At 73.7% G+C, this 20,655-nt stretch carries 20 protein-coding genes and 1 riboswitch; of the genes, 7 read left to right on the top strand and 13 right to left on the bottom strand.

The features are described 5' to 3' along the window. The coding region (locus AE652_RS12360) for an AAA family ATPase (RefSeq protein ID WP_049651347.1) at positions 1-997 on the top strand (997 nt) is incomplete at its 5' end. Positions 998-1,017: 20 nt separating this feature from the next. On the opposite strand, the gene AE652_RS12355 is transcribed toward AE652_RS12360, so the two are convergent. The 11 genes from AE652_RS12355 to AE652_RS12305 all read right to left on the bottom strand — a co-directional run bounded on the left by AE652_RS12355 (position 1,018) and on the right by AE652_RS12305 (position 10,789). Then, positions 1,018-2,004: an NAD-dependent epimerase/dehydratase family protein gene (locus AE652_RS12355; protein ID WP_049651346.1), complete on the bottom strand. Its 987-nt coding sequence runs from the start codon at positions 2,002-2,004 to the stop codon at positions 1,018-1,020. A 125-nt stretch (positions 2,005-2,129) separates the two neighbouring features. After that, positions 2,130-3,176, bottom strand: coding sequence for a hemolysin family protein (locus AE652_RS12350; RefSeq protein ID WP_049651345.1), 1,047 nt, complete (start codon positions 3,174-3,176; stop codon positions 2,130-2,132). Continuing rightward, positions 3,173-4,516, bottom strand: a complete 1,344-nt coding sequence (locus AE652_RS12345) for a hemolysin family protein (protein WP_049651344.1) — start codon at positions 4,514-4,516, stop codon at positions 3,173-3,175. Before AE652_RS12345 ends, AE652_RS12350 begins: the two co-directional genes overlap by 4 nt. A gap of 321 nt (positions 4,517-4,837) precedes the next feature. Continuing rightward, positions 4,838-5,278 carry a PH domain-containing protein gene (locus AE652_RS12340; RefSeq protein ID WP_049651343.1) on the bottom strand — a complete coding sequence of 147 codons (441 nt, stop codon included), beginning with the start codon at positions 5,276-5,278 and terminating at the stop codon, positions 4,838-4,840. 108 nt (positions 5,279-5,386) lie between these two features. Continuing rightward, on the bottom strand, positions 5,387-6,235 hold the full coding sequence (gene hisG / locus AE652_RS12335; protein WP_049651342.1) for an ATP phosphoribosyltransferase: 849 nt from the start codon (positions 6,233-6,235) through the stop codon (positions 5,387-5,389). Positions 6,236-6,292: 57 nt separating this feature from the next. Beyond that, a complete protein-coding gene (locus AE652_RS12330) occupies positions 6,293-6,565 on the bottom strand; it encodes a phosphoribosyl-ATP diphosphatase (protein ID WP_049651341.1) in 273 nt (90 codons plus the stop codon). A gap of 112 nt (positions 6,566-6,677) precedes the next feature. Then, entirely contained in the window at positions 6,678-7,151 is a 474-nt protein-coding gene (ribH, locus tag AE652_RS12325) for a 6,7-dimethyl-8-ribityllumazine synthase (RefSeq protein ID WP_049651340.1), read from the bottom strand. A gap of 48 nt (positions 7,152-7,199) precedes the next feature. Then, positions 7,200-8,483, bottom strand: coding sequence for a bifunctional 3,4-dihydroxy-2-butanone-4-phosphate synthase/GTP cyclohydrolase II (locus AE652_RS12320; RefSeq protein WP_049651350.1), 1,284 nt, complete (start codon positions 8,481-8,483; stop codon positions 7,200-7,202). 5 nt (positions 8,484-8,488) lie between these two features. Continuing rightward, a complete protein-coding gene (locus AE652_RS12315) occupies positions 8,489-9,136 on the bottom strand; it encodes a nicotinamide mononucleotide transporter family protein (protein ID WP_049651339.1) in 648 nt (215 codons plus the stop codon). Then, entirely contained in the window at positions 9,133-9,888 is a 756-nt protein-coding gene (locus tag AE652_RS12310) for a riboflavin synthase (protein ID WP_082345677.1), read from the bottom strand. Before AE652_RS12310 ends, AE652_RS12315 begins: the two co-directional genes overlap by 4 nt. A 223-nt stretch (positions 9,889-10,111) precedes the next feature. Further along, a riboswitch (FMN riboswitch) is annotated at positions 10,112-10,239 on the bottom strand. A gap of 202 nt (positions 10,240-10,441) precedes the next feature. Then, complete coding sequence (locus AE652_RS12305) at positions 10,442-10,789, bottom strand: antibiotic biosynthesis monooxygenase (RefSeq protein ID WP_049651338.1); 348 nt, start codon at positions 10,787-10,789, stop codon at positions 10,442-10,444. A 195-nt stretch (positions 10,790-10,984) separates the two neighbouring features. On the opposite strand from AE652_RS12305, the gene AE652_RS12300 reads away from it, so the two are divergent. Next, positions 10,985-11,689 (top strand): MSMEG_1061 family FMN-dependent PPOX-type flavoprotein, encoded by a 705-nt coding sequence (locus AE652_RS12300; protein ID WP_079272680.1) that lies wholly within the window; start codon positions 10,985-10,987, stop codon positions 11,687-11,689. 234 nt (positions 11,690-11,923) lie between these two features. On the opposite strand, the gene AE652_RS12295 is transcribed toward AE652_RS12300, so the two are convergent. Beyond that, complete coding sequence (locus AE652_RS12295; RefSeq protein WP_049651337.1) at positions 11,924-12,112, bottom strand: DUF1508 domain-containing protein; 189 nt, start codon at positions 12,110-12,112, stop codon at positions 11,924-11,926. A gap of 183 nt (positions 12,113-12,295) precedes the next feature. Here AE652_RS12295 and AE652_RS12290 point away from each other — a divergent pair, with 183 nt between their 5' ends. The 4 genes from AE652_RS12290 to AE652_RS12275 all read left to right on the top strand — a co-directional run bounded on the left by AE652_RS12290 (position 12,296) and on the right by AE652_RS12275 (position 16,531). Beyond that, complete coding sequence (locus tag AE652_RS12290) at positions 12,296-12,709, top strand: HIT family protein (RefSeq protein ID WP_049651336.1); 414 nt, start codon at positions 12,296-12,298, stop codon at positions 12,707-12,709. A 177-nt stretch (positions 12,710-12,886) separates the two neighbouring features. Beyond that, positions 12,887-13,951 carry a serine hydrolase gene (locus AE652_RS12285; protein WP_049651335.1) on the top strand — a complete coding sequence of 355 codons (1,065 nt, stop codon included), beginning with the start codon at positions 12,887-12,889 and terminating at the stop codon, positions 13,949-13,951. Between the two features lie 547 nt (positions 13,952-14,498). Continuing rightward, a complete protein-coding gene (locus AE652_RS12280) occupies positions 14,499-15,191 on the top strand; it encodes a hypothetical protein (protein WP_159028435.1) in 693 nt (230 codons plus the stop codon). A gap of 149 nt (positions 15,192-15,340) precedes the next feature. Next, positions 15,341-16,531: an acetylhydrolase gene (locus AE652_RS12275; protein ID WP_049651333.1), complete on the top strand. Its 1,191-nt coding sequence runs from the start codon at positions 15,341-15,343 to the stop codon at positions 16,529-16,531. A 104-nt stretch (positions 16,532-16,635) separates the two neighbouring features. On the opposite strand, the gene AE652_RS12270 is transcribed toward AE652_RS12275, so the two are convergent. After that, on the bottom strand, positions 16,636-17,181 hold the full coding sequence (locus AE652_RS12270) for a helix-turn-helix domain-containing protein (RefSeq protein WP_049651332.1): 546 nt from the start codon (positions 17,179-17,181) through the stop codon (positions 16,636-16,638). A 122-nt stretch (positions 17,182-17,303) separates the two neighbouring features. Between AE652_RS12270 and AE652_RS12265 the strand changes: the two genes are divergently transcribed. Then, positions 17,304-18,758 carry an MFS transporter gene (locus AE652_RS12265; RefSeq protein ID WP_049651331.1) on the top strand — a complete coding sequence of 485 codons (1,455 nt, stop codon included), beginning with the start codon at positions 17,304-17,306 and terminating at the stop codon, positions 18,756-18,758. Positions 18,759-20,655: the final 1,897 nt, after the last annotated feature.

The following is a 20,655-nucleotide window of genomic DNA, read 5'->3' as shown; positions in this document are numbered from 1 at the left end:
CCCGGCCGACGGCGCTCCGCAGGCCGCCGGGGAGCGCTCCGGCTCGGGCGCCCCGACCGGCCCCGCCGTACCACCGCTGCCCGCCCTCGGCCGGGTGCAGCCCCGGACCGCCGCCGTGCCGGAACTCCGGGCCGCCAGCGACGAACGGGAGTTGGACGCGGCCCTGGCCGAACTCTCCCTGATGGTCGGCCTGGAGCCGGTCAAGCGCCAGGTGCGGGCGCTGTCCGCCCAGTTGAGAATGTCGCGGCTGCGGGCCGAGCAGGGCCTGCCCGTCCAGCCGCCGAAGCGCCACTTCGTCTTCTCCGGCCCCTCGGGCACCGGCAAGACCACCGTGGCCCGGATCCTCGGCCGGGTCTTCCACGCCCTCGGCCTGCTCTCCGGCGACCACCTCGTGGAGGCCCAACGCGCCGACCTGGTGGGCGAGTTCCTCGGCCAGACGGCCGTGAAGGCGAACGAGCTGATCGACTCCGCGCTGGACGGCGTGCTGTTCATCGACGAGGCGTACAGCCTCTCCAACTCCGGCTACACCAAGGGCGACGCGTACGGCGACGAGGCGCTCCAGGTGCTGCTCAAGCGCGCCGAGGACAACCGGGACCGGCTGGTGGTGATCCTGGCCGGCTACCCCGAGGGCATGAACCGGCTGCTCGCCACCAACCCCGGCCTCAACTCCCGCTTCACCACCCGGGTCGACTTCCCCAGCTACCGCCCCGGCGAGCTGACCGCGATCGGCGCCGCGCTGGCCGGCCGGGACGGCGACGGCTGGGACGAGGACGCCGCCGAGGAGCTGGCCAGCATCTGCACCCACGTGGTCCGCGAGGGCTGGATCGACGAGCTGGGCAACGGCCGGTTCATCCGCACCCTGTACGAGAAGTCCTGCGCCTACCGGGACCTGCGGCTGACGCTGCTGCGCGAGCCGCCGGGCCGGGAGGACCTGGCCACCCTGCGGCTGCCGGACCTCGTCCAGGCGTACGGGGAGCTGATCGACGGCCGGAGCTGATCCCCGCACCGGCCCCCTGCTCAGCCCCTGAGGAGCGCGGCCTCCCGCTCCCGGTCCAGCCCGACCCTGACCCGGTCGCTCCGCTGCGGCGCGCTGCCGCCGATGGACCGCAACCAGGCCCAGGTGGACTCGACGGTCTCGGCGACCGGGCGGCAGCGCAGCCCGGCGCCGAGCGCGCGCTCGACCGAGCCGGTGTGCAGGAAGTCGTACAGCTCGCCGGGCGCCAGCCAGATCGGCAGCTCGGTCCACGGCTCGACGCCCGCCGCGAGGATCCGCTCCGGGTCCGTCCAGCGCAGTTCGGCGTCCGAGCCGGTGGCCCGTACGCAGGCCTCCAGCAGCTCGCCCATGGTGGCGTGGCCGGACGGGCCGACCAGGTTGTACGGGCCGCCGAGCCGGGCCGCCGAGGCGTCCAGGAGCCAGGCCGCGAGGTCGCGCACGTCGATGTACTGGAGGGCCAGGTCGCGCGGCCCGGGAGCGAGCACCGGGCCGCCCTCGGCGATCCGGTTGAGCCACCAGGGCAGCCGGCCGATGTCCTCGTGCGGGCCGATGATCAGCCCGGCCCGGGCGAGCAGCGCCCGCCCGCCGAACTCCGCCTCCAGCGCCAGCTCCGCGCCGCGCTTGGCCTCGGCGTAGGGCACCTCGCCGGTGAGGTCCGGGGAGGAGGCGACCACCGGCGCGGCCTCGCCGGCCCCGGCCACCAGCGGGTGGTCGTACACCGACCGGCTGGAGACGTAGGCGTAGTGGCCGACCCGGCCGTTCAGGAGGCGGGCGCTGTCGCGCACCGCCGCGGGGGCCCAGGACCAGGTGTCCACCACCGCGTCCCACTCCCCCGTGCCGAGCGCCGCGAGGCCGTCCGGCGCGGTGCGGTCGCCCGTCAGCACCCGGACGCCCCCGGGCGCGGGCTGCGTGCCGCGGTTGAGGGCCGTCACCTCCCAGCCCCTGGCCAGCGCCTCCTCGGCGACGACCCGTCCGACGAACCCGGTTCCACCCAGCAGGAGAAGTCTCATGCCGACCACCCTGCTACCAGGGTGGCCGGCATGGGAACGGGTGCATGCTCAGGGCAGAATCGCCAGGAGCGGACACGCCGTCGGCGAAAGCCGGAACTCTCCGGGGAGGCGCCGGCCGACGGGCGTCAGGCCGTGGCGCGGTGGTCCGGGTCGTGCATCTCGCCGACCAGCTCCTCCAGCACGTCCTCCAGCATGACCACGCCGAGCGTGCGCCCGTCCTGGTCCAGCACGGCGGCCAGGTGGCAGGTGGCCCGGCGCATCGCGCCGAGGGCGTCGTCCAGCGGGAGGCTGCCGCGCAGCACCGTGATCGGCCGCCACAGGCGGGCCGGGACGGGTGCCGAGGGGTCGTCCACGTCGAGGATGTCCTTGAGGTGGACGTAGCCGAGGTAGCCGTGGCCGGCCGGGTCGCCGTCGGTGACCGGGAAGCGCGAGAAGCCGGTGCGCAGCGCCAGCTCCTCGACCTCGGCGGCGGTCGCCTTGGTGTCCACGGTGACCAGCTGCTCGGGCTTGAGCAGCACCTCGGTGACCGGGCGGCGGCCCAGCTCCAGGGCGTCCTCCAGGCGCTCCTGGCGGCTCTCGTCGAGCAGCCCGGCGTCCCGGGAGTCCGCCAGCAGGTACATCAGCTGCTCGGTGGTGAAGACCGACTCGACCTCGTCCTTGGCGTCCACCCGAAACAGCTTCAGGATGCCGTTGGCGGAGGCGTTCAGCGCCCGGATCACCGGGGCGAGCCAGCGGGCCAGCCGGTCCAGCGGCGGGCCGAGCCAGAGCGCGGCCTTCTCCGGGCCGGCCATGGCCATGTTCTTCGGCACCATCTCGCCGAACACCATGTGCAGGAAGACCACGAGGGCGAGCGAGATGCCGAACGAGAGCGGGTGCATCAGGCCGGACGGGACGCCGATCGCGTGGAACGGGCCCTCCAGCAGGGAGGCGATGGTCGGCTCGGCGAGGGCGCCGAGGCCCAGCGAGCAGACCGTGATGCCGAGCTGGGCGGCGGCCAGCATCGCCGAGACGTTGGACAGCGCGTGCAGCACGGTGCGGGCGCGCTTGTGCCCGGCCTCGGCGAGCGGCTCGATCTGGCTGCGGCGCACCGACACCACGGCGAACTCGGCGCCGACGAAGAAGGCGTTGCCGAGCAGGAGCAGCAGCGCGACGGCCAGTTGCAGGGCGGTCATCGGCCCTCCTCCCGGTCCTCGTCGAAGCGCGCGGGCGCGGTGGTGCGCTCCACCCGGACCTCGGTGGTGCGGTGGCGGTCGACACCGGTCACGGTGAACCGCCAGCCGGGCAGCTCGGCCTGCTCGCCCACCTCGGGGAGCTTGCCGAGCAGGTCGGCGACCAGGCCGGCCAGGGTCTCGTACGGACCGTCCGGGGCGTTCAGGCCGATTCGCTCCAGCTGGTCGATCCGGGCGCGGCCGTCGGCCTCCCAGACCGGCAGGCCGTTGACCGGCGGCAGCGGGAACAGCTCGGGGTGGTCGTCGGGGTCGTGCTCGTCCTGCACCTCGCCGACGATCTCCTCGACGATGTCCTCGACGGTGACGACGCCGGCGGTGCCGCCGTACTCGTCGACCACGATGGCCATCGGCTGGAGGCGGCGCAGCTGGTCGAGCAGCCGCTCGGCGGGCAGCGTCTCGGGCACCAGCAGCGGCGGCGAGGCCAGCTCGGCGACCCGCACCAGGCCGCGCCGGGCGGCCGGGACGGCCAGGGCGTCCTTGAGCGTGACGATGCCGGTGACCTCGTCCAGGCTGTCGGTGTGCACCGGGAAGCGGGACAGGCCGGTGGCCCGGGTCAGGTTGATGACGTCGGAGGCGGTGGCGTCGCGCTGGAGCGCGGCCACGTCGACGCGCGGGGTCATCACGGACTCGGCGGTCAGCTCGCTCAGCGCGAGGGTGCGGACGAACAGGGTCGCCGACTCCTCGTCTATCGCGCCGGCCTTGGCCGAGTGACGGGCCAGCGAGACCAGCTCGTCGGGGGTGCGGGCGTGCCCCAGCTCCTCCTGCGGCTCGACGCCGAAGGCCCGTACGGTCCGGTCGGCGGTGCCGTTGAGGAAGCTGATCAGCGGGCGGCAGACCCGGGAGAAGGCCATGTGCGGGGCGGCGACCGCGCGGGCCACCTGGAGCGGGCGGGAGATCGCCCAGTTCTTCGGCACCAGCTCGCCGATCACCATCTGGACGACGGTGGCCAGCACCATGCCGACGATCACGGAGACGCCGCGGGCGGCCGAGTCGGGCACGCCGATGCCGGTCATGACGGGTGCGAGCAGGGTCGACAGGGCCGGCTCGGCGAGCATGCCGACCACCAGCGAGGTGACGGTGATGCCGAGCTGGGCGCCGGACAGCTCGAAGGAGAGGTGCCGCAGGGCCCCGGCGACGCGGCGGGACTTGGCGTCGCCCGTCTCCGCGGAGCGTTCCACCTCACCGCGCTCGACGGTCACGAAGGCGAACTCGGCAGCCACGAAGAGGCCGTTGGCGAGGATCAGGAGAACGGCTGCGAGCAACAGCAGCCAGGCGGTGATCACAGTGCCGCCTGCCTTCCGGGGAGCGGAAGCGAGGCGGCGCAGGTACTACCGGACGGATCGTCCATCGAGGGGGAGTGTCACTCCTCTGGTCGGGTTCGGGCACTCGATTTTCGGGCAGGGCGAACTTTGCCCTGCTTTTACCAGCGTAGACCATACCCGGATGGGCGTAGGAAGCCCGTTCGGCCCGCCGGGGGCGGGGAACCCCAGGTGGGGGGACGTCCGCCCGGGTGCGGGCCGGGGCGCGGGCTCAGGCCCGGTGCAGGCCTTCAGGCCCGGGACCGGGCTCAGACCCGGCGCAGGCCTTCAGGCCCGGGAGCGGGCTCAGGCCTGGGCGTGGTGCTCGACCAGGTCGCGCAGCGCCCGGGCGTCCGCGATCGCCTGGTCCTTGCCGACGCCGGACTGGATGCCGACCGCGGCGAGCGAGGTGCCGTCGGCGAGGTCGAGGGTGGCCCACGGGTCGCCCTGGCGGAAGTTGACCCGGACGATCTCGGCCCAGGCCAGCCGGCGCCGGCGGACGAAGTTGACCACCGTCACGCCCTCCGCGTCGGCGCTCACCTTGGGGCGGGCCAGCATCAGGCCGACGCCGGCGAACAGCAGGCCGCTGGCCGTCATCATGATCCGGTCGTTGAGCTGCCAGTTCTCCGGGAGCAGCACGGCCATCGCGGAGAACAGCACCACCATCAGCACACAGACCGGCAGCAGTACGGCGCGGGTGCGGCGCGGAGCCCAGGTGACGGGGAACTGGACGGACGGCGTGGACACGTGGGTTCTCCGGGGGTGGTTCTGGGGGCGGCAGCACGGCGGGGCGGGGACGCCGACCGGCGTCCCCGCCCCATTGAACCGTTCTTTACCCGCGCTCGGGCGGGCGGGTCAGAGGCGGCAGGCGTGGATGTTGGTGACCAGGATGGCCCGGGCGCCGATGCCCCAGAGGTCGTCCATGATCTGCTGGGCCTCCTTGCGGAGCACCATCGACCGCACCGCGACCCAGCCCTCGGTGTGCAGCGGCGAGACGGTCGGCGACTCCAGGCCCGGGGTGAGCGCGACGGCCGCGCCGACCTTCTCGGCGCGGATGTCGTAGTCCATCAGCACGTAGCGGCGGGCCACCAGCACGCCCTGGAGGCGGCGCAGGAACTGCTCCACCCGGGTGTCCTCGCCCGCGCCCTTGGGCCGGATCACCACGGAGTCGGAGACCAGGATCGGCTCGCCGAACACCTCCAGGCCGGCGTTGCGCAGGCTGGTGCCGGTCTCCACCACGTCGGCGATCACGTCGGCGACGCCCAGCTGCACCGCGGTCTCGACCGCGCCGTCCAGCTTGGTGACCGTCGCCTTCACGCCGTGGTCGGCCAGGTGCTGCTCGACCAGGCCGGTGTACGAGGTGGCGATCCGCAGGCCCTCCAGGCCCTTGACGTCCTCGACGTCCACGCCCTCGGGGCGCGCGAAGCGGAAGGTCGACCCGGCGAAGCCGAGGGCGAGCACCTCCTCGGCGTTGGAGTGCGAGTCCAGCAGCAGGTCGCGGCCGGTGATGCCGACGTCGAGGCGGCCGGAGCCCACGTACACCGCGATGTCGCGCGGGCGCAGGAAGAAGAACTCCACCTCGTTGTTCGGGTCGACGAGGACGAGCTCCTTGGGGTCCTTCCGCTGGCGGTAGCCGGCCTCATGGAGCATCTCCGCCGCGGGACCCGAGAGCGAACCCTTGTTGGGGACGGCGATGCGCAGCATGGGAGGTTGCTTCCTTACCTGTTCGGAGGATGGGGGTGCTCGGGAGAGCGGGGGTGTCTAGAGGTACTTGTAGACGTCGTCGAGCGTCAGTCCGCGGGCGATCATCATCACCTGGAGGTGGTAGAGGAGCTGCGAGATCTCCTCCGCCGTCTGCTCGTCCGTCTGGAACTCGGCGGCCATCCAGACCTCGGCGGCCTCCTCGACGACCTTCTTGCCGATCGCATGGACGCCCTGCTGGACGAGCTGCGCGGTACGGGAGGACGAGGGGTCGCCGGTGGCGGCCTTCTGCTGGAGCTCGGCGTAGAGCTCCTCGAATGTCTTCGAAGCCATGATGGGGCCACCTTACGGCGTGCGGGCGGACGGACGGTAAACGGTCCCGGAGCGTGGACAGTCGGGTGGACGTCCGCGCTCCGGGACCGGACGGACCGGGTGCGGCCCCGTGTCAGAGCGCGGCGCGCAGCGCCACGACGGTGGCGACGGCGGCGGTGACGGCCTCGTGGCCCTTGTCCTCGGCGGAGCCGGGCAGGCCGGCGCGGTCGATCGCCTGCTCCTCGTTGTCGCAGGTCAGCACGCCGAAGCCGACCGGGACGCCGGTGTCCACGCTGACCTGGGTGAGGCCGCTGGTGGCCGCCTGGCAGACGTAGTCGAAGTGCGGGGTCCCGCCGCGGATCACCACGCCGAGGGCCACCACGGCGTCGTAGCCGCGCTCGGCGAGGCGCTTGGCGGCGACCGGCAGCTCGAAGGTGCCGGGCACCCGCAGCACGGTCGGCTCGGCGACGCCCAGCTCCTTGAGCGCGCGGTGCGCGCCGTCCAGCAGGCCGTTCATCACCGTGTCGTGCCACTGGGCGGCGACGACGGCGACCTTGAGGCCGGCGGCGCCGTCGATGGTCAGCTCGGGGGCTCCGTGACCGCTCATGTTCTCTTCCGTTCCCTGGTGTCGTCGCTGGTTCTGAGGTGTGCGGCTTCAGGAGCCGAGGCCGGGCAGGTCGTGGCCCATCCGGTCGCGCTTGGTGCGCAGGTAGCGCAGGTTGTGCTCGCCGGGCGCGATCTCGACCGCTTCGCGCCCCTTGACCTTGAGCCCGTGCTCGGTGAGCGCGGTCAGCTTCTGCGGGTTGTTGGTGAGCAGGGTGAGCGAGCGGACGCCGAGGTCCACCAGCATCTGGGCCGCGATGCTGTAGTCGCGGGCGTCGGCGGGCAGGCCGAGGTCCAGGTTGGCGTCGACGGTGTCCCGCCCCCGCTCCTGCAGCTCGTACGCGCGCAGCTTGTGGGCCAGGCCGATCCCCCGCCCCTCGTGGCCGCGCAGGTACAGCACCACGCCGCGCCCGGCCTCGGCGACCCGCCGCAGCGAGGCCTCCAGCTGCGGGCCGCAGTCGCAGCGCAGCGAGCCGAAGACGTCACCGGTCAGGCACTCGGAGTGGACCCGCACCAGGACGTCCTCGCCGTCCGGCAGCCGCCCCTCCGCGTCCAGGCCGCCGGCCACCAGCGCGAGGTGCTCGACGCCGTCGATGGTCCCCCGGTAGCCGACGGCGGTGAACTCCCCGTGCACGGTGGGCAGGCCGGTCGCGGCGGCCCGGTCGACGTGCAGCTCGGTGCGGCGGCGGTAGGCGATCAGGTCCTCGATGGAGATGATCGCCAGGCCGTGCTCGCGGGCGAAGGCGACCAGCTCGGGCAGCCGGGCCATGGTGCCGTCGTCGTTGACCACCTCGGCGATCGCGCCGGCCGGCGGCAGCCCGGCGAGCCGGGCCAGGTCGACGGCGGCCTCGGTGTGGCCGGGGCGGACCAGCACGCCGCCCTCGACGGCGCGCAGCGGGAAGACGTGCCCGGGGCGGGTGAGGTCGCCGGGCTCGGTGCCGGGCGAGGAGAGCAGCCGTACGGTGCGGGCGCGGTCGGCGGCGGAGATGCCGGTGTCGACCCCCTCCCGGGCGTCCACCGAGACGGTGTACGCGGTGCCCTTGCGGTCCTCGTTGACCTGGGTCATCGGCGGGAGCTTGAGGCGGTCCAGCTCCTCGCCGGTCATCGGGGCGCAGATCACGCCGGAGCTGTAGCGGACGGTGAAGGCCATCAGCTCGGCGGTCGCGGCGGACGCGGCGAAGACGATGTCGCCCTCGTTCTCGCGGTCCTCGTCGTCGACCACGACCACGGCGCGGCCGAGCGCGATGTCGGCGATCGCCCGCTCGACCGGGTCGAGGACGAGCTCGGGGTCGGAGTCGGGCCCGGTGGCCCCGTTGCTGGACTGGTTCTCGGTCATCTCGGTCATACCGTGGCTCCCTGCGGGACGGTGGCGGACTTGGCGCGCGGCTCACGGGTGCTCAGCCACCAGGACCGCAGGCCGAGCAGCACCAGGACGAAGTAGACGGAGTAGGTGAGGCCGGAGAAGGTGTAGCCGCTGTTGAAGGCGAACGGCACGCCGACCGCGTCGACCGCGATCCAGGCGAACCAGAACTCCACCCAGCCGCGGGCCTGGGCGACCATCGCGGCCAGCGTGCCGACGAAGACGTAGGCGTCCGACCAGGGGCTCCAGGACAGGCTGGGGTAGGACGTGAAGAGCAGGGCGAGCGCGACCGTGCCGGCCGCCGTACCCGCCGCCAGCGCGATCCGCTCGCGCCAACTCGCGAACCGTACGGCGATCGTGCCGCCCTCGCGGCGGCCCCGCTGCCACTGCGCCCAGCCCCAGGCGGCGGTGACGATCACGATCAGCTGCTTGCCGATCAGGCCGGGGACGTGGCCGCCGAGGTAGGCCGCGATCAGCACCGCGCCGGACAGCAGCTGGACCGGCCAGCTCCAGACCGAGCGGCGCCAGCCGAGCGCGAGCCCGCCGAGGCCGAGGATGTTGCCGAACATGTCGGCCCACTTGACGTGTTCGCCGAGGACGGTGAACGCCTCGCCGCTGAGCCAGCTCACTCGGACTCCCCCGGGGTTCCGTCGACCGGCAGGCCGGACGGGGTGGACGGGCTGGAAAGGTCGGACGGGTGGGGCGGGTTGGAAGGGTTCGGCAGGTTCGGCAGGTTCGGGAAGTCGGGCAGGGTGCGGGACTCCAGGAGGCGCTCGACGTACTTCGCGAGCACGTCCACCTCCAGGTTGACGCCCTCCCCGACGGCCTTGGCGCCGAGCGTGGTCAGCGCGAGGGTGGTCGGGATGAGGCTGACGGTGAAGCTGTCCGCGGCCGCCTCCACCACGGTGAGGCTGACGCCGTCGACCGTGATCGAGCCCTTCTCCACCAGGTAGCGGGAGATCGTGCCGGGCAGCGAGAACCGCAGCACCTCCCAGCGCAGCTCGCCCGCCGCGTCGCGCTCGCCCGGCTCGCGGCTCAACAGCCGCCCGGTGGCGTCGACATGGCCCTGGACGAGGTGGCCGCCCAGCCGGGCGCCGAGCGCCATGGCGCGCTCCAGATTGACCCGCGAGCCGGGCGCCAGCTCGCCGAGGCTGGAGCGGTGCAGCGTCTCGGCCATCACGTCGGCGCTGAACTCACCGGTGCCGGCGGCCAGTTCCGCCGGGCTGTCGACAACGGTCAGGCACACGCCGTTGACCGCGATGGAGTCGCCGTGCCGGGCACCCGTACAGACCACCGGGCCGCGCAGGCGGATCCGCGAGGAGTCGCCGATCTCCTCGATCGACACGACCTCGCCGAGCTCTTCGATGATGCCGGTGAACACCCGGGTTCTCCTCGCGCTTGGGGCGCGGACTCCGGGGCGGCATGGGAGATGACACGGACGGGCACCGGCGCACGGACCCGGGACACACCCGTCGCCGGGGATGCCGAGGCCACCGGGAGATCGCTCGCCCGGCACGGGAGACACCGCTCCCGTCGTTCACCTGACCGGGGTCCGGGAGGCAGTCTCCTGCCAGTGGACCCACGGGTACTGCTCTTCGTCCGCCCGCGCACGCCTCCCATCCGGACTTTAACCGTCGGTCCAGGAATTTCACCTGGTCAACCGGCCGCTGGCTGCGGACGGGTCGCGGACTGTAACCGCCGGTTCGGATTTTCACCGACCCCGGAGTGCGCTGAACGTCACTGCTTGATGCCGTCATTGTGCCACGGTCGGCGCAAGGGCAGGGAGGGCCTCCGGCTGTGGTCTGTTTCACGGGCTTGCGGGGAATGCGCGGCGGGGTGCTACCGCGGCTCCGCCGGGGGTCGAGCGTACGTTGGAGGGCCATGTGCGCGGGGGTGCGCGTGTTCGGCGGGCCATGCGCTCGGAGGGCCGCGGCTCAGAGGGCCGCGGGGGCGGTGATCGACGTGAAGTGGGTGACCTCCGGCGGGTGGGCGAGGTAGCTCAGCTCGCCCTCCGACCAGACCGGCCGGATCCGCCACATCGGCCCCGCGTACCCGCGCAGCGCCTCCTCGTCGCGCCAGCGGCTCAGCACCAGCACCCGGTGCCCGTCCTCGGACACCGAGCGCAGCAGCTCGCCGCCGAGGCAGCCGTCGGTCCGCCCGAGCTGCGGGATCACCTGGGCGGCCAGGTGCGCGCAGAACTCCTCGATGCGACCGGCCGAGACCTGCCCGGCCCAGATCCTGACGATCACGACCACCACCTCCGGCTGCGGCTGGCGTCCCACGCCCGGGCATCCCTCGCCCGGGCGCGCTGACCACTGACCCGGCGGTCCCCGCCCGGCGAGCCCCGAGCCAGTGGTCCCTGGCCCCCATTATGAGCGGAAACCCGCTGGTGGGGAGGGGTGGGGCCGGAATTTCACGGAGGGTTGCCGGGGCCCGGGGAACGGGGTGCGCCGAGCAGCCTCGGCTACATTCCCGGTATGACGACCACACCGGAATCTGTCGTTTCGTCAACCACCGCAACCACCGCGCCGAACCGGCCGGGCAGCCTGTTCGACGCCCTCCACGCGGGCGCGCTCAGCGATCCCGCCCAGCTGCGCGAGATCTACGAGCAGCCCGGCGACCAGGCGCGCCGCAAGCAGGTCGACCACCTGCACGAGGTCGCCCAGCGCCTGATCGCCTGCTCCCCGCTGGTCTTCGTGGCCAGCGCGGACGCCGCCGGGCGCTGCGACGTCTCCCCGCGCGGCGGGCCGGCCGGGCTGGTCTCGGTGCTCGACGAGTACACCCTGGCCATTCCGGACGCCACCGGCAACAAGCGCTTGGACACCCTGCACAACATCCTGGAGACCGGCCGGGTCGGGCTGCTCTTCGTCGTCCCCGGCCGGGACGCCACCCTGCGGGTCAACGGGCGGGCCTGCGTCTCGACCGACCCGGAGCTGCTGCGGCAGCTGACCGCCGTCGGCAAGCCGCCGCGCAGCGCCATCGTGGTCGCCGTCGAGGAGGTGTACGGGCACTGCCCGAAGGCCTTCCTGCGCTCCTCGGCGTGGAAGCCGGAGAACTGGCTCGCCAAGGACGAGCAGCCGAGCTCGGCGGAGGTCACGCTCTCGCACCTGCGGGACGAGTCGCTGACCGTGGAGATGATCGAGCAAATCGAGCGGGAGGCGCTGCTGTACCGGTACGAGTGAGGTAGCGGGGACTTCTCCGCTCGGGGTCCCCGTCTCGCCGTGAGTGGCCGGCGGTCGGTTTGGCGGGTGCCCGGCGAGGTGCTCGGCGAGGTGCCCGGCGGCCGGCCCGGTGGGTCGGGCGCCGGGCCGCGCGCCCGGCCTGAGCCTCGGGGCTCCGGCTGCCCCGTGGCTCAGGCCGCCTCGGGTTCGGGCGGCGGTGGGCTCAGGCCGCCTCGGGTTCAGGCGGCGGTGGGCTCAGGCCGCCTTGGGAAGGTCCACCACGGGCGCGCCGTCGGCGGCCCGCTGGACCGCCTCGACGCCCTTGTGGGCCGCGTCCTTGCTGGCGTAGCCCTGGCCGGTGGCGACGATCTCGCCGTTGCCCGCCTTGAGCCGGAACCGGTACTTGCCACCGGCGTCCTGATAGACCTCGAACTTGCCCGACATCGGGGCCACCTCCTCGCGGGGACTCCTCGTGGAGCGCTCGATGCGCCCGCTGTCCGGCCCCCGGCGCCACCGTGCGCCCGGCACCGCCCAGGCCGCACCCGGGCGGCGGCCGGACGGGTGATGCCGGGCCCACCGGGGTTTGCGGAGGTGCCGGGGCGGCCGGCCGGTGGTTTGAATGGACGGATGGACTGCGTCTTCTGTGCGGTGGTGGCGGGCGAGGAGCCGGCGCACCGGGTGCTGGACGACGAGGTGGCGGTGGCCTTCCTGGACCGCCGGCCGCTGTTCCCCGGGCACGTCCTGGTCGTGCCGCGCGCCCACCACCCGACGCTGGCCGACCTGCCCGCGGCCGAGGTCGGGCCGTTCTTCCTGCGGGTGCAGCGGGTGGCGGGGGCCGTCGAGCGCGGGCTGGGCGCGGCGGGCAGTTTCGTGGCGGCGAACAACCGGATCAGCCAGTCGGTGCCGCACCTGCACGTCCACGTGGTGCCGCGCAATCCGAAGGACGGGCTGCGCGGGTTCTTCTGGCCTCGGCGGCGGTATCCGGACGAGGCGGGGGCGGCGGAGGTCGCGGCCCAGCTGCGGGAGGCGCTGGAGGAGTGACGGGGGCGGGGCTCCGGCTCCGTGCCCTGCCGTGGGGATCGCGCGGGGGGTCGGCTGGGGGTCGGCGGAGGTCGGCTGGGGGCCGATTGGGGTCGTACCTCCGCAGGAGCATCGGCGGGGTCGATATCGTTTTCCGGGCGGACGATCCGGCCGAACGGGGCGCCTAGGCTCGCGAGCATGAACGAACTCGCCTGTCTCGTGCAGCAGACGGCCGACCGGCTCGCGGGCCGACACGTCGGCGCGGTGGTCGCCGGGCTGGCCGGCGACGACGTGGAGATCCGGGGTGCCGGGCGGACCGGTCCGGGCGGTGGGATACCCGGGCCGCACACGCTGTTCGACATAGGCTCCGTCACCAAGGTGTTCACCTCGCTCGTGCTCGCACGGCTGGCGCTCGACGGAGCCGTCCGGCTGGACGAACCGCTCGCCGAGGTGCTCACGGGGGCCTCGGGCGGTCGGGCCGTCGTCCCGGCCAGGGGCCCGCAGCCGATCGCCCTGCGGCACCTCGCCACCCACACCTCGGGGCTCCCCCGGCTGCCCCGGGGCATGCTGGCGCAGTCACTGCTGTCCCCCAACAAGCCCGACCCGTACGCCGGTTGCACCACCGAGCGGGTGCTCGACGGGCTCGCGCGGACGCGGCTGCGGACCGCGCCCGGGCGCGGCTTCCGCTACTCCAACCTCGGCGCGGGGCTGCTCGGCCTGGCCCTCGCGCAGCGGTCCGGCGTCGGGTACGAGGAGTTGGTGGCGCGCGAGGTCTGCGCACCGCTGGGCCTGGTGGACACCTGCGTGCGGTCGGACGAGGAGCAGTCCGCGCGGCTGGCGCACGGGCACACGCCGGGCGGCCGGCCGGTGCCGCACTGGAGCTTCGGGGCCGTGCCCGGCATGGGCGGACTCCGGTCGACCGCCGCCGACCTGGTGGTGTTCCTGCGGGCCCAACTGGCCGCCGGGCGCGAGCCGGAGGCGCCGCTGTCGGCCGCGATCGCCCTCACCCGGGAGACCCGCCACCGGGTCAACCCCTTCGCCTGGACGCACCTGGGCTGGCTCGGACACCGGCTGCACACCCAGCAGGGCGGGCACCTCCAGATCTGGCACAACGGGGGCACCGGCGGGTTCCGTTCGTTCGTGGCCTTCGACCCGGAGAAGCGGGTCGGCGCCGTGGTGCTGGCCAACACCCGCCGGTCGGTCGATCCGGCGGGCACGGCGCTGCTGCGCGGGCTGCAGATCGGGTTCGCGACGACGGAGTGAGGGCGGTGACGGGGGTTCCGGCGGTGACGGGGGTTCCGGCGGTGACGGCGGGGGATTTCCGTCGGAATGTGCCGATCGGCACTGTCGGCGGGCGCGGTGAGGAGTCGATCCTGAGCATCCGATGGTTGCGGCCCTCCTGAGGGGTTGCCGCGGAGCGGAGGGAGCTCGGTATGACGGTGGTGCGGGCCGCCCGGGCGGGCGTTGCGGCCCCGCCCAGGGGCACCTGGGCCGTTCGTCCCCACCCCCGTGGCGGGCCGCTGCGGCCGGGGCGCGATGATGGCGGGGTCTAACCAGGCCAAAAGGTGCTGATTGGCACTGTCGCCGGGGGCGGCGCGCGGTCGATGCTGGGGTTCTGGAAGTCGCGGTTCCGTTGGGGGAGCCCTCCGACTGAGCCGAGTGAAAGGGGGCCGACGTGGCGGTGACGTGGTCGCCGACGCGGGTGCGGTCGGCGGGTGCGACCGGTTCTGCCGACCTGGCCGCTTCTGCCGGTGCGGCCGGCGTGGCTGGTTCGGCCGGCACTGCCGGTCGACTGGGCCCGGTGCTGCGGGTGCACAGACGGTTCCGGCCGCTGTCCTGGCCGGCGCGGGTGTGGCTGCACTCCTGCGGGGTGGCCGTCTCCGTAGTGGTCTGTCTGGCGCTCGGCGAGTGGTGGCCCGCGCCCGTACTGGCCGCCGCCGCGGTGGTGGCGGTGAGCGGGTACGAGCGGCTGCGGCCCACACCCGGGCTGCGCTCCGTACGGGTCCACGAGGGCGGGCTGGTGCTGGTCTCGGCCGGCGGCAGCGAGGAGCCGCTGCCCTGGCGCGCGATGGAGGCCACCGAGTACTCCCCGGGAGGTCCGCACGGGGAGTACGAGCACGGGCGAATATGGCCGGCGGGCGCGGACGAGCCGCTGGTGCTGGCGCACCTGGGCGGGCTGGGCAGGCTGTTCCGGGAGCTGGAGGAGCGTCTCTCCCCCGGACTCCGGGCCGCCCTGCACGAGACGCTGCGCGCGGAAGGAAGCGTCCGCTTCGTCCGGGGGCGACTGACGGTGACGGCCGGCGGGCTGGTGCACCGGCCACCGCACCCGCTCGCCGCGACGGAGGCCTACCGGTGGCCGGAGGTGCACTCGGCCCGGGCCTCCGCCCTCGGCGAGCTGGAGGTCCGGACGCACTCGGCCGGTCTCCCGCTCACCTTCCCGGTGCCCAACGCCCGTGCGGCCGCAGGCTTCCTGGAGGACCTCCGGACGGCCTCCACCGGCTGACGGCCCGCCCGGGCCGAGCAACCCCGGTGCAGGTTCGCCCAGGCCCGCCCGGGCCCGTCCCCTAGGGGGCCCCACAGCGCCTTCCGGAAGGGATCAGTACGCCGCTGAGTGGACGTCAGTTCCGTGGCGGGCGGCCTACGGTCGCTGACATGAGCCGACTCCGTACGACCGCCGCCGCTGCGGCCCTGCTGCTCGCGCTGCCGCTGTCCGTCGCCGCCGCCGCGCCGGCCCTGGCGGCCGCGCCCTCCAACTCCGCCACCGCTCCCGCGAACCCGACCACCCGGGCCGCCGCCCAGGTCGAACTCCCCCGCCCGACCGGGCCGTACGCGGTCGGGCAGGAGGTCCTGCACCTCGTGGACCAGAACCGTCCGGACCCGTGGGTGCCCGCCGCCGGTCCGCGCCAGCTGATGGTCTCGATGTACTACCCCGCGCACGCCGGGACGGGCACCCCCGCCCCGTACATGACGCCCGCCGCGGCCCGCGCGCTGCTGGACGGGAAGCTGCCGGGCAACACCATCCCGACCGAGGCGGTGTCCGGCACCCGGACGTGGGCGGAGTCCGGGGCCCGCCCCCAGGGCGGCCACTACCCGCTGGTGGTCCTGTCGCCCGGCTTCACCATGCCGCGTGCCACGCTCAGCAGCCTCGCCGAGGAGCTGACCAGCCGCGGCTACGTCGTCGCGCTGGTCGACCACACCTACGAGAACACCGGGACCACCTTCCCCGACGGCCGGACGCTCCCCTGCGAGGTGTGCGGGACGCTGAGGACCCAGGAGGCCTGGGAGGCCCTGGACGCGAGCCGGGCGAAGGACGTCTCCTTCGTCATCGACCAGTTGACCGACCGCCCGCACCCGGCCTGGCGCTACGCCCGGCTGATCGACCGCGACCGGATCGCCATGGCCGGGCACTCCGCCGGTGGCGCCGCCACCGTCCCGGCCCTGCTCACCGACGACCGGATCCGGGCCGGGGTCGACCTGGACGGCACCATGGACTACCTGGTGCCCGAGTCCGGCATCAAGGGCAAGCCGTACCTGATGATCGGCCACCCGCTGCCCGGCGGCGGCGAGGACGAGAGCTGGCTCAGGAGCTGGCCCCGGCTGGACGGCTGGAAGCGCTGGCTGACCGTCGACGGCACCGACCACGGCAGCTTCACCGACTTCCCGCTCTTCTTCGACGGGCTCGGCCTCCCCAAGGGCCCGGACACCACCATCGGCAGCCAGCGGGCCGTCGCCCTCACCCGGCAGTACGTCGGGGCGTTCTTCGACCTCCAGCTGAAGGGCGTCCCCCAACCGCTGCTCGACGGGCCGAGCGCCGCCAACCCGGAGGTGCGGTTCACCCCCTGACGGCCGTCCCCGGGGGCAGCGATTTCCGAGTGACAGCGGTTCCCGGGCGGGGCCGTCGGCAGCGCGTCGGCGGCCCCGTCGACGTACGGGCGCTCTGCCTACGGTCAGCCGGGCAGCACCGCCGCCGAGGCGATCGGTTCGAGCAGCGGGTGGGGGCGGACCAGGGCGCGGGAGACCGGGTCCTCGCGGTGGCCGCCGGCCCGGGCGGGGTTGGGGCGCATGACGACCGCGGTCGGCGGGACGGGCCCGCCGCCGCAGGCCGGGCAGACGCCGACGAGGTCGAGGTCGGTGCCGCAGACGGCGTGCGCGAAGAGGTGGTACGGGCCCCCCTCGGTGGCGTGCCGGCCGCCCCAGCGACTCAACTGGTAGAGCGGGCCCCAGAGTTCGAGCCCGGTACCGGTCAGCAGGTAGCCGTGGCGCAGCGGCGCCCGCTGGTACGGCTCCTTGCGCAGCACCCCGGCCGCGACCAGGGCGTTGAGGCGCGAGGTGAGGACGGCGCGCGGGATGCCGAGGTGGGCGAGGAAGTCGTTGAAGCGCTGCACACCGTAGAACGCGTCGCGCACGATCAGCAGGCTCCAGCGCTCGCCGACCACCTCCAGGGCGCGGGCCAGCGCGCACTCCTGCAGTTCGTAGTCGGTTCCCAGGGCCATGGGCGTCAGCCTAGTCCACCCTCCCTATGGGTTCAATGAACAGACCAGCGGTGGTAGCGTGCCGTTCGAGACGAAGGTTCATTCACCAGACCATAAAGGTCCGGCCCTCGGAGGGAACACCCATGCCCCCCGCCCCACCTGGCTCCTCACCCGCCTCCTCCGCCGCCACCCCCACCACCCCCACCGCCCCGGGCCCGCGCGTCCGGCCCGGGGCCACGCTGGCGACCACCGCGGCGGCGACCGCCCTGACCACCGTCGCGTACACCGCCCCCACCGCCTCGCTCGCCGCCACCGCCCAGGCCGCCCACCTGGGCGCCTCCGGCCGCACCTGGATCCTCACCGGCACCCTGGTCGGCATCTCGGCGCTGCTGCTCACCGCCGGGAGCGCCGCCGACGACCACGGCCGCAAGCGGGTCTTCACCTTCGGCGTGCTGCTGTTCGCCGCCGCCGAGGCGCTGGCCGCCCTCGCCCCCGGCGGCGCCGTCTACCTGGCCTCCCGGGTACTCCTCGGCGCCGCCTCGGCCGCCGTCCTGGCCCCCGCGCTCGGCCTGATCAGCCACGCCCACCCGCCCGGGCCCGGCCGGATCCGGGCGCTCGGCGTCTGGGGCGCGGCGGTCGGGCTGGGCATCGCGATCGGGCCGGTGTACGGCGCCCTGGTCCAGCAGTGGGCCGGATGGCGCGCGGTCAGCGGCGGGATCGCGGTGGCCGCGGCCATGGTGGCCGGCTGCGCCGCCGGGGTCCTCACCGAGTCACGGGCCGAACGCCCACGTGCCCTCGACCCGTACGGGGTGCTCACCCTCGCCGCCGGCACCTCCTGCCTGATCGCCGGACTGGCCGAAGGCCGCGGCGGCTGGGGACAGCCCGCCGTGGTGGCACTGCTGGCGGGCGGGGTGCTGCTACTGGCGGCGTTCGCCGTGGTCGAGGCGAAGGTCCGGGAGCCGATGCTGGACCTCGCCCTGTTCCGCAGCCCCGGCTTCATCGCGGCCACCGGCGGGGCGCTGTTCACCGGGCTGACCCTGGTCGGCTTCATGAGCTACCTGCCCACCCTGCTCCAGGGCGTGCTCGGCCTGTCCGGCCCGGCCGCGGCCGGCGTGCTGGCCCTGTGGTCGGGCCTCTCGGTGGTCTCCGCGCTCCAGGCCCGCCACCTGGCCACCCGCCTGTCCGCCACCGCCCAGGTCGCCCTCGGCCTGCTCGTCTGCGGCACCGGCGAGGCCGCGCTGTACGGGCTCACCCCCGGCTCGTCCTGGCTGCGACTGGCCCCGGGACTCGCCGTCGCGGGCATCGGCAGCGGCATCCTCAACGCGGCGCTCGCCCGGCTCGCGGTCAGCAGCGTCCCCGCACACCGGGCCGCCATGGGCTCCGGCGCCAACAACACCTCCCGCTACCTGGGTTCGGCCCTCGGCGTGGCCCTCACCGTCACCGTCGCCGGCTCCCCCCACCCCACCGCCCACACCCTCGCGGCAGGCACCGACCGGGCCACCCTCACCGCCGCCGCCCTCTGCCTCCTCGGCGCCCTCCTCGCCCTCGCCGCCCACACCACCGAATCCCGCACCACCCACCCCACCCCCGTCCCGTGAGCCACCAGACCCCCCTCCCACCCCCGCGAGACACCAGAAGTCGACCCATCCGACTTCCGCCGCGGCAGCTGAAACGCCTCCCCACCTGTGGCAACACAGGCACCGGTTTTGTCGGCCAACGGTTGAGGTTCTGGACGACTTTCCGTGACCCAGAACCCAAATTGAGCCGCTGCCGATGCCATTTGCCGCAACATGTGGCCTGAAGCAGCGAACCCCGGAGCCGCCAGGGCCAGTTCAGGCGCCAGCACCGCGCAACCGGTCCGCCCGAACCACCACCCCAAGGCATACGCGGAGGCCTCCGGACGACCGCGCCGAGGCCGACGGACAATTCGCGAGCAGACCGGGAGCCCACACACGGAAATCCCACCCTCCAAGCGCACGAGAAGTCGGCTCAATCGACTTCCCACGCACACCCAGGCGGAAGGACCCGCCCCAGCTCCACCGACATCAACCGGGGCTCGCCCGCCTGAAGTGCGAGCCGGACACCAGCGAAGCGGGCCCCAACCAAACGCCCCGTACTGAATAGCGCCACTGGGCGAGGCACGAGAAGTCGACCGGGCCGACTTCCCATGCGGGAGCTGCCGGTTCGAATGGTGGTGGAGGCCGCGCCGCCGTGGGTGGCACCAGAGGGTGGGGGCGCGAGAAGTCGACTGGGCCGACTTCTCGTGCGGGAGCTGTCGGTTCGGGGCCCTGGCGGAGGCCGGAACGACAGGAACCGCGCTCGGGCAGGAAGCACGGAAAGTCGGCTGGATCGACTTCCCGTGCGATACTCGCCGGTTCGTCGCGGCAGTCGGGGCCGCACCGCCATGGACAACTCCTGGGAATGGGGCACAGGAAGTCGGCCCAGTCGACTTCCTGCGCACAATCGGGGTCAGCGGCTCCCGGGCGGACCCTCCAAGGCCGACGGATGGCACCGGCGGCTGCTCGCGCCGCTGCGGCTCGACACAGGCAAAGCGAGCCCTTGGCAAGGGGCTCCCTGACGAGCAGCGTCACCGGAACAGGACGTAGGAAGTCGGCTCGGCCGACTTCCTCTACGGACACCGCTTGGGGACATGGTGGAGGCCTCACCGACAGGAATCGCACTTGGGTCGGACGCGAGAAGTCGACTGGATCGACTTTCCGCGCGGACACCGGTTGGGAGCCGGGTCGAGGCCGCAGCGGCAGGAACCACGCTCGGGCGGGAGGCCCAGAAAACCGGCTAGATCGACTTTCCGCGCGCAACCCACCGATCCGTCGCGGCAGTGAAGGCCACACCGCCATGGACAACACCTGGGAATGGGGTGCAGGAAGTCGGCGCGGTCGACTTCCTGCGCGCAGCCGGGGGTGGGCTGCTTCCGGACGCTCGCGCCGAGGCCAAACAGATAGCGCGGCACAAGCGAAGCAAGCCCTGGCAATACGCTGCCTGGCGAGCAGGGTCACTGGAGCAGGACATGGGAAGTCGGCCAGGCCGACTTCCTGCGCGGGCACCGCTTGGGGGGCGTGCTGGAAGCCTCGCCGGCAGGAACCGCACTCGGACTCGAAGCACGGAAAGTCGGCGGGATCGACTTCCTGCACGGGACCCGTCGATTCGTCGCGGCAGCGGGAGGCCGCACCGGTATGGAGAACGCCAGAGGGTGCGGGGTGCAGGAAGTCGGCCCGGTCGACTTCCTGCGCACAACCGGGGTGAGGGGCTCGGGGCAGTCGCTCCGAGGCCGACGGATGGCACGGGAGCTGCCGGCTCGAGAGGTGGTGAAGGCCGCGCCGCCGTGGGCGGCGCCTGAGGGTAGGGACGCGAGAAGTCGACTGGGCCGACTTCTCGTGCGGGAGCTGTCGGTTCGAGAGGTGGTGGTGGAGGCCCTGCCGCCGTGGGCAGGGCCTGAGGGTGGGTGTGGGGTGTGGGGTGTGGGGTGTGGGGTGT

The organism is Kitasatospora sp. MY 5-36 (assembly GCF_001182915.1).
Taxonomy (GTDB): Bacteria; Actinomycetota; Actinomycetes; order Streptomycetales; family Streptomycetaceae; genus Kitasatospora.
This window is presented reverse-complemented; position numbering and strand designations above follow the sequence as displayed.

Coding starts and splice junctions, on each gene's coding strand:
- AE652_RS12300 (WP_079272680.1), top strand. CDS start 10,985: ATGACGACCACACCGGAATCTGTCGTTTCGTCAACCACCGCAACCACC.
- AE652_RS12265 (WP_049651331.1), top strand. CDS start 17,304: ATGCCCCCCGCCCCACCTGGCTCCTCACCCGCCTCCTCCGCCGCCACC.
- AE652_RS12330 (WP_049651341.1), bottom strand. CDS start 6,565: ATGGCTTCGAAGACATTCGAGGAGCTCTACGCCGAGCTCCAGCAGAAG.
- AE652_RS12290 (WP_049651336.1), top strand. CDS start 12,296: ATGGACTGCGTCTTCTGTGCGGTGGTGGCGGGCGAGGAGCCGGCGCAC.
- AE652_RS12295 (WP_049651337.1), bottom strand. CDS start 12,112: ATGTCGGGCAAGTTCGAGGTCTATCAGGACGCCGGTGGCAAGTACCGG.
- AE652_RS12275 (WP_049651333.1), top strand. CDS start 15,341: ATGAGCCGACTCCGTACGACCGCCGCCGCTGCGGCCCTGCTGCTCGCG.
- AE652_RS12355 (WP_049651346.1), bottom strand. CDS start 2,004: ATGAGACTTCTCCTGCTGGGTGGAACCGGGTTCGTCGGACGGGTCGTC.
- AE652_RS12270 (WP_049651332.1), bottom strand. CDS start 17,181: ATGGCCCTGGGAACCGACTACGAACTGCAGGAGTGCGCGCTGGCCCGC.
- AE652_RS12350 (WP_049651345.1), bottom strand. CDS start 3,176: ATGACCGCCCTGCAACTGGCCGTCGCGCTGCTGCTCCTGCTCGGCAAC.
- AE652_RS12320 (WP_049651350.1), bottom strand. CDS start 8,483: ATGACCGAGAACCAGTCCAGCAACGGGGCCACCGGGCCCGACTCCGAC.
- ribH (WP_049651340.1), bottom strand. CDS start 7,151: ATGAGCGGTCACGGAGCCCCCGAGCTGACCATCGACGGCGCCGCCGGC.
- AE652_RS12285 (WP_049651335.1), top strand. CDS start 12,887: ATGAACGAACTCGCCTGTCTCGTGCAGCAGACGGCCGACCGGCTCGCG.
- hisG (WP_049651342.1), bottom strand. CDS start 6,235: ATGCTGCGCATCGCCGTCCCCAACAAGGGTTCGCTCTCGGGTCCCGCG.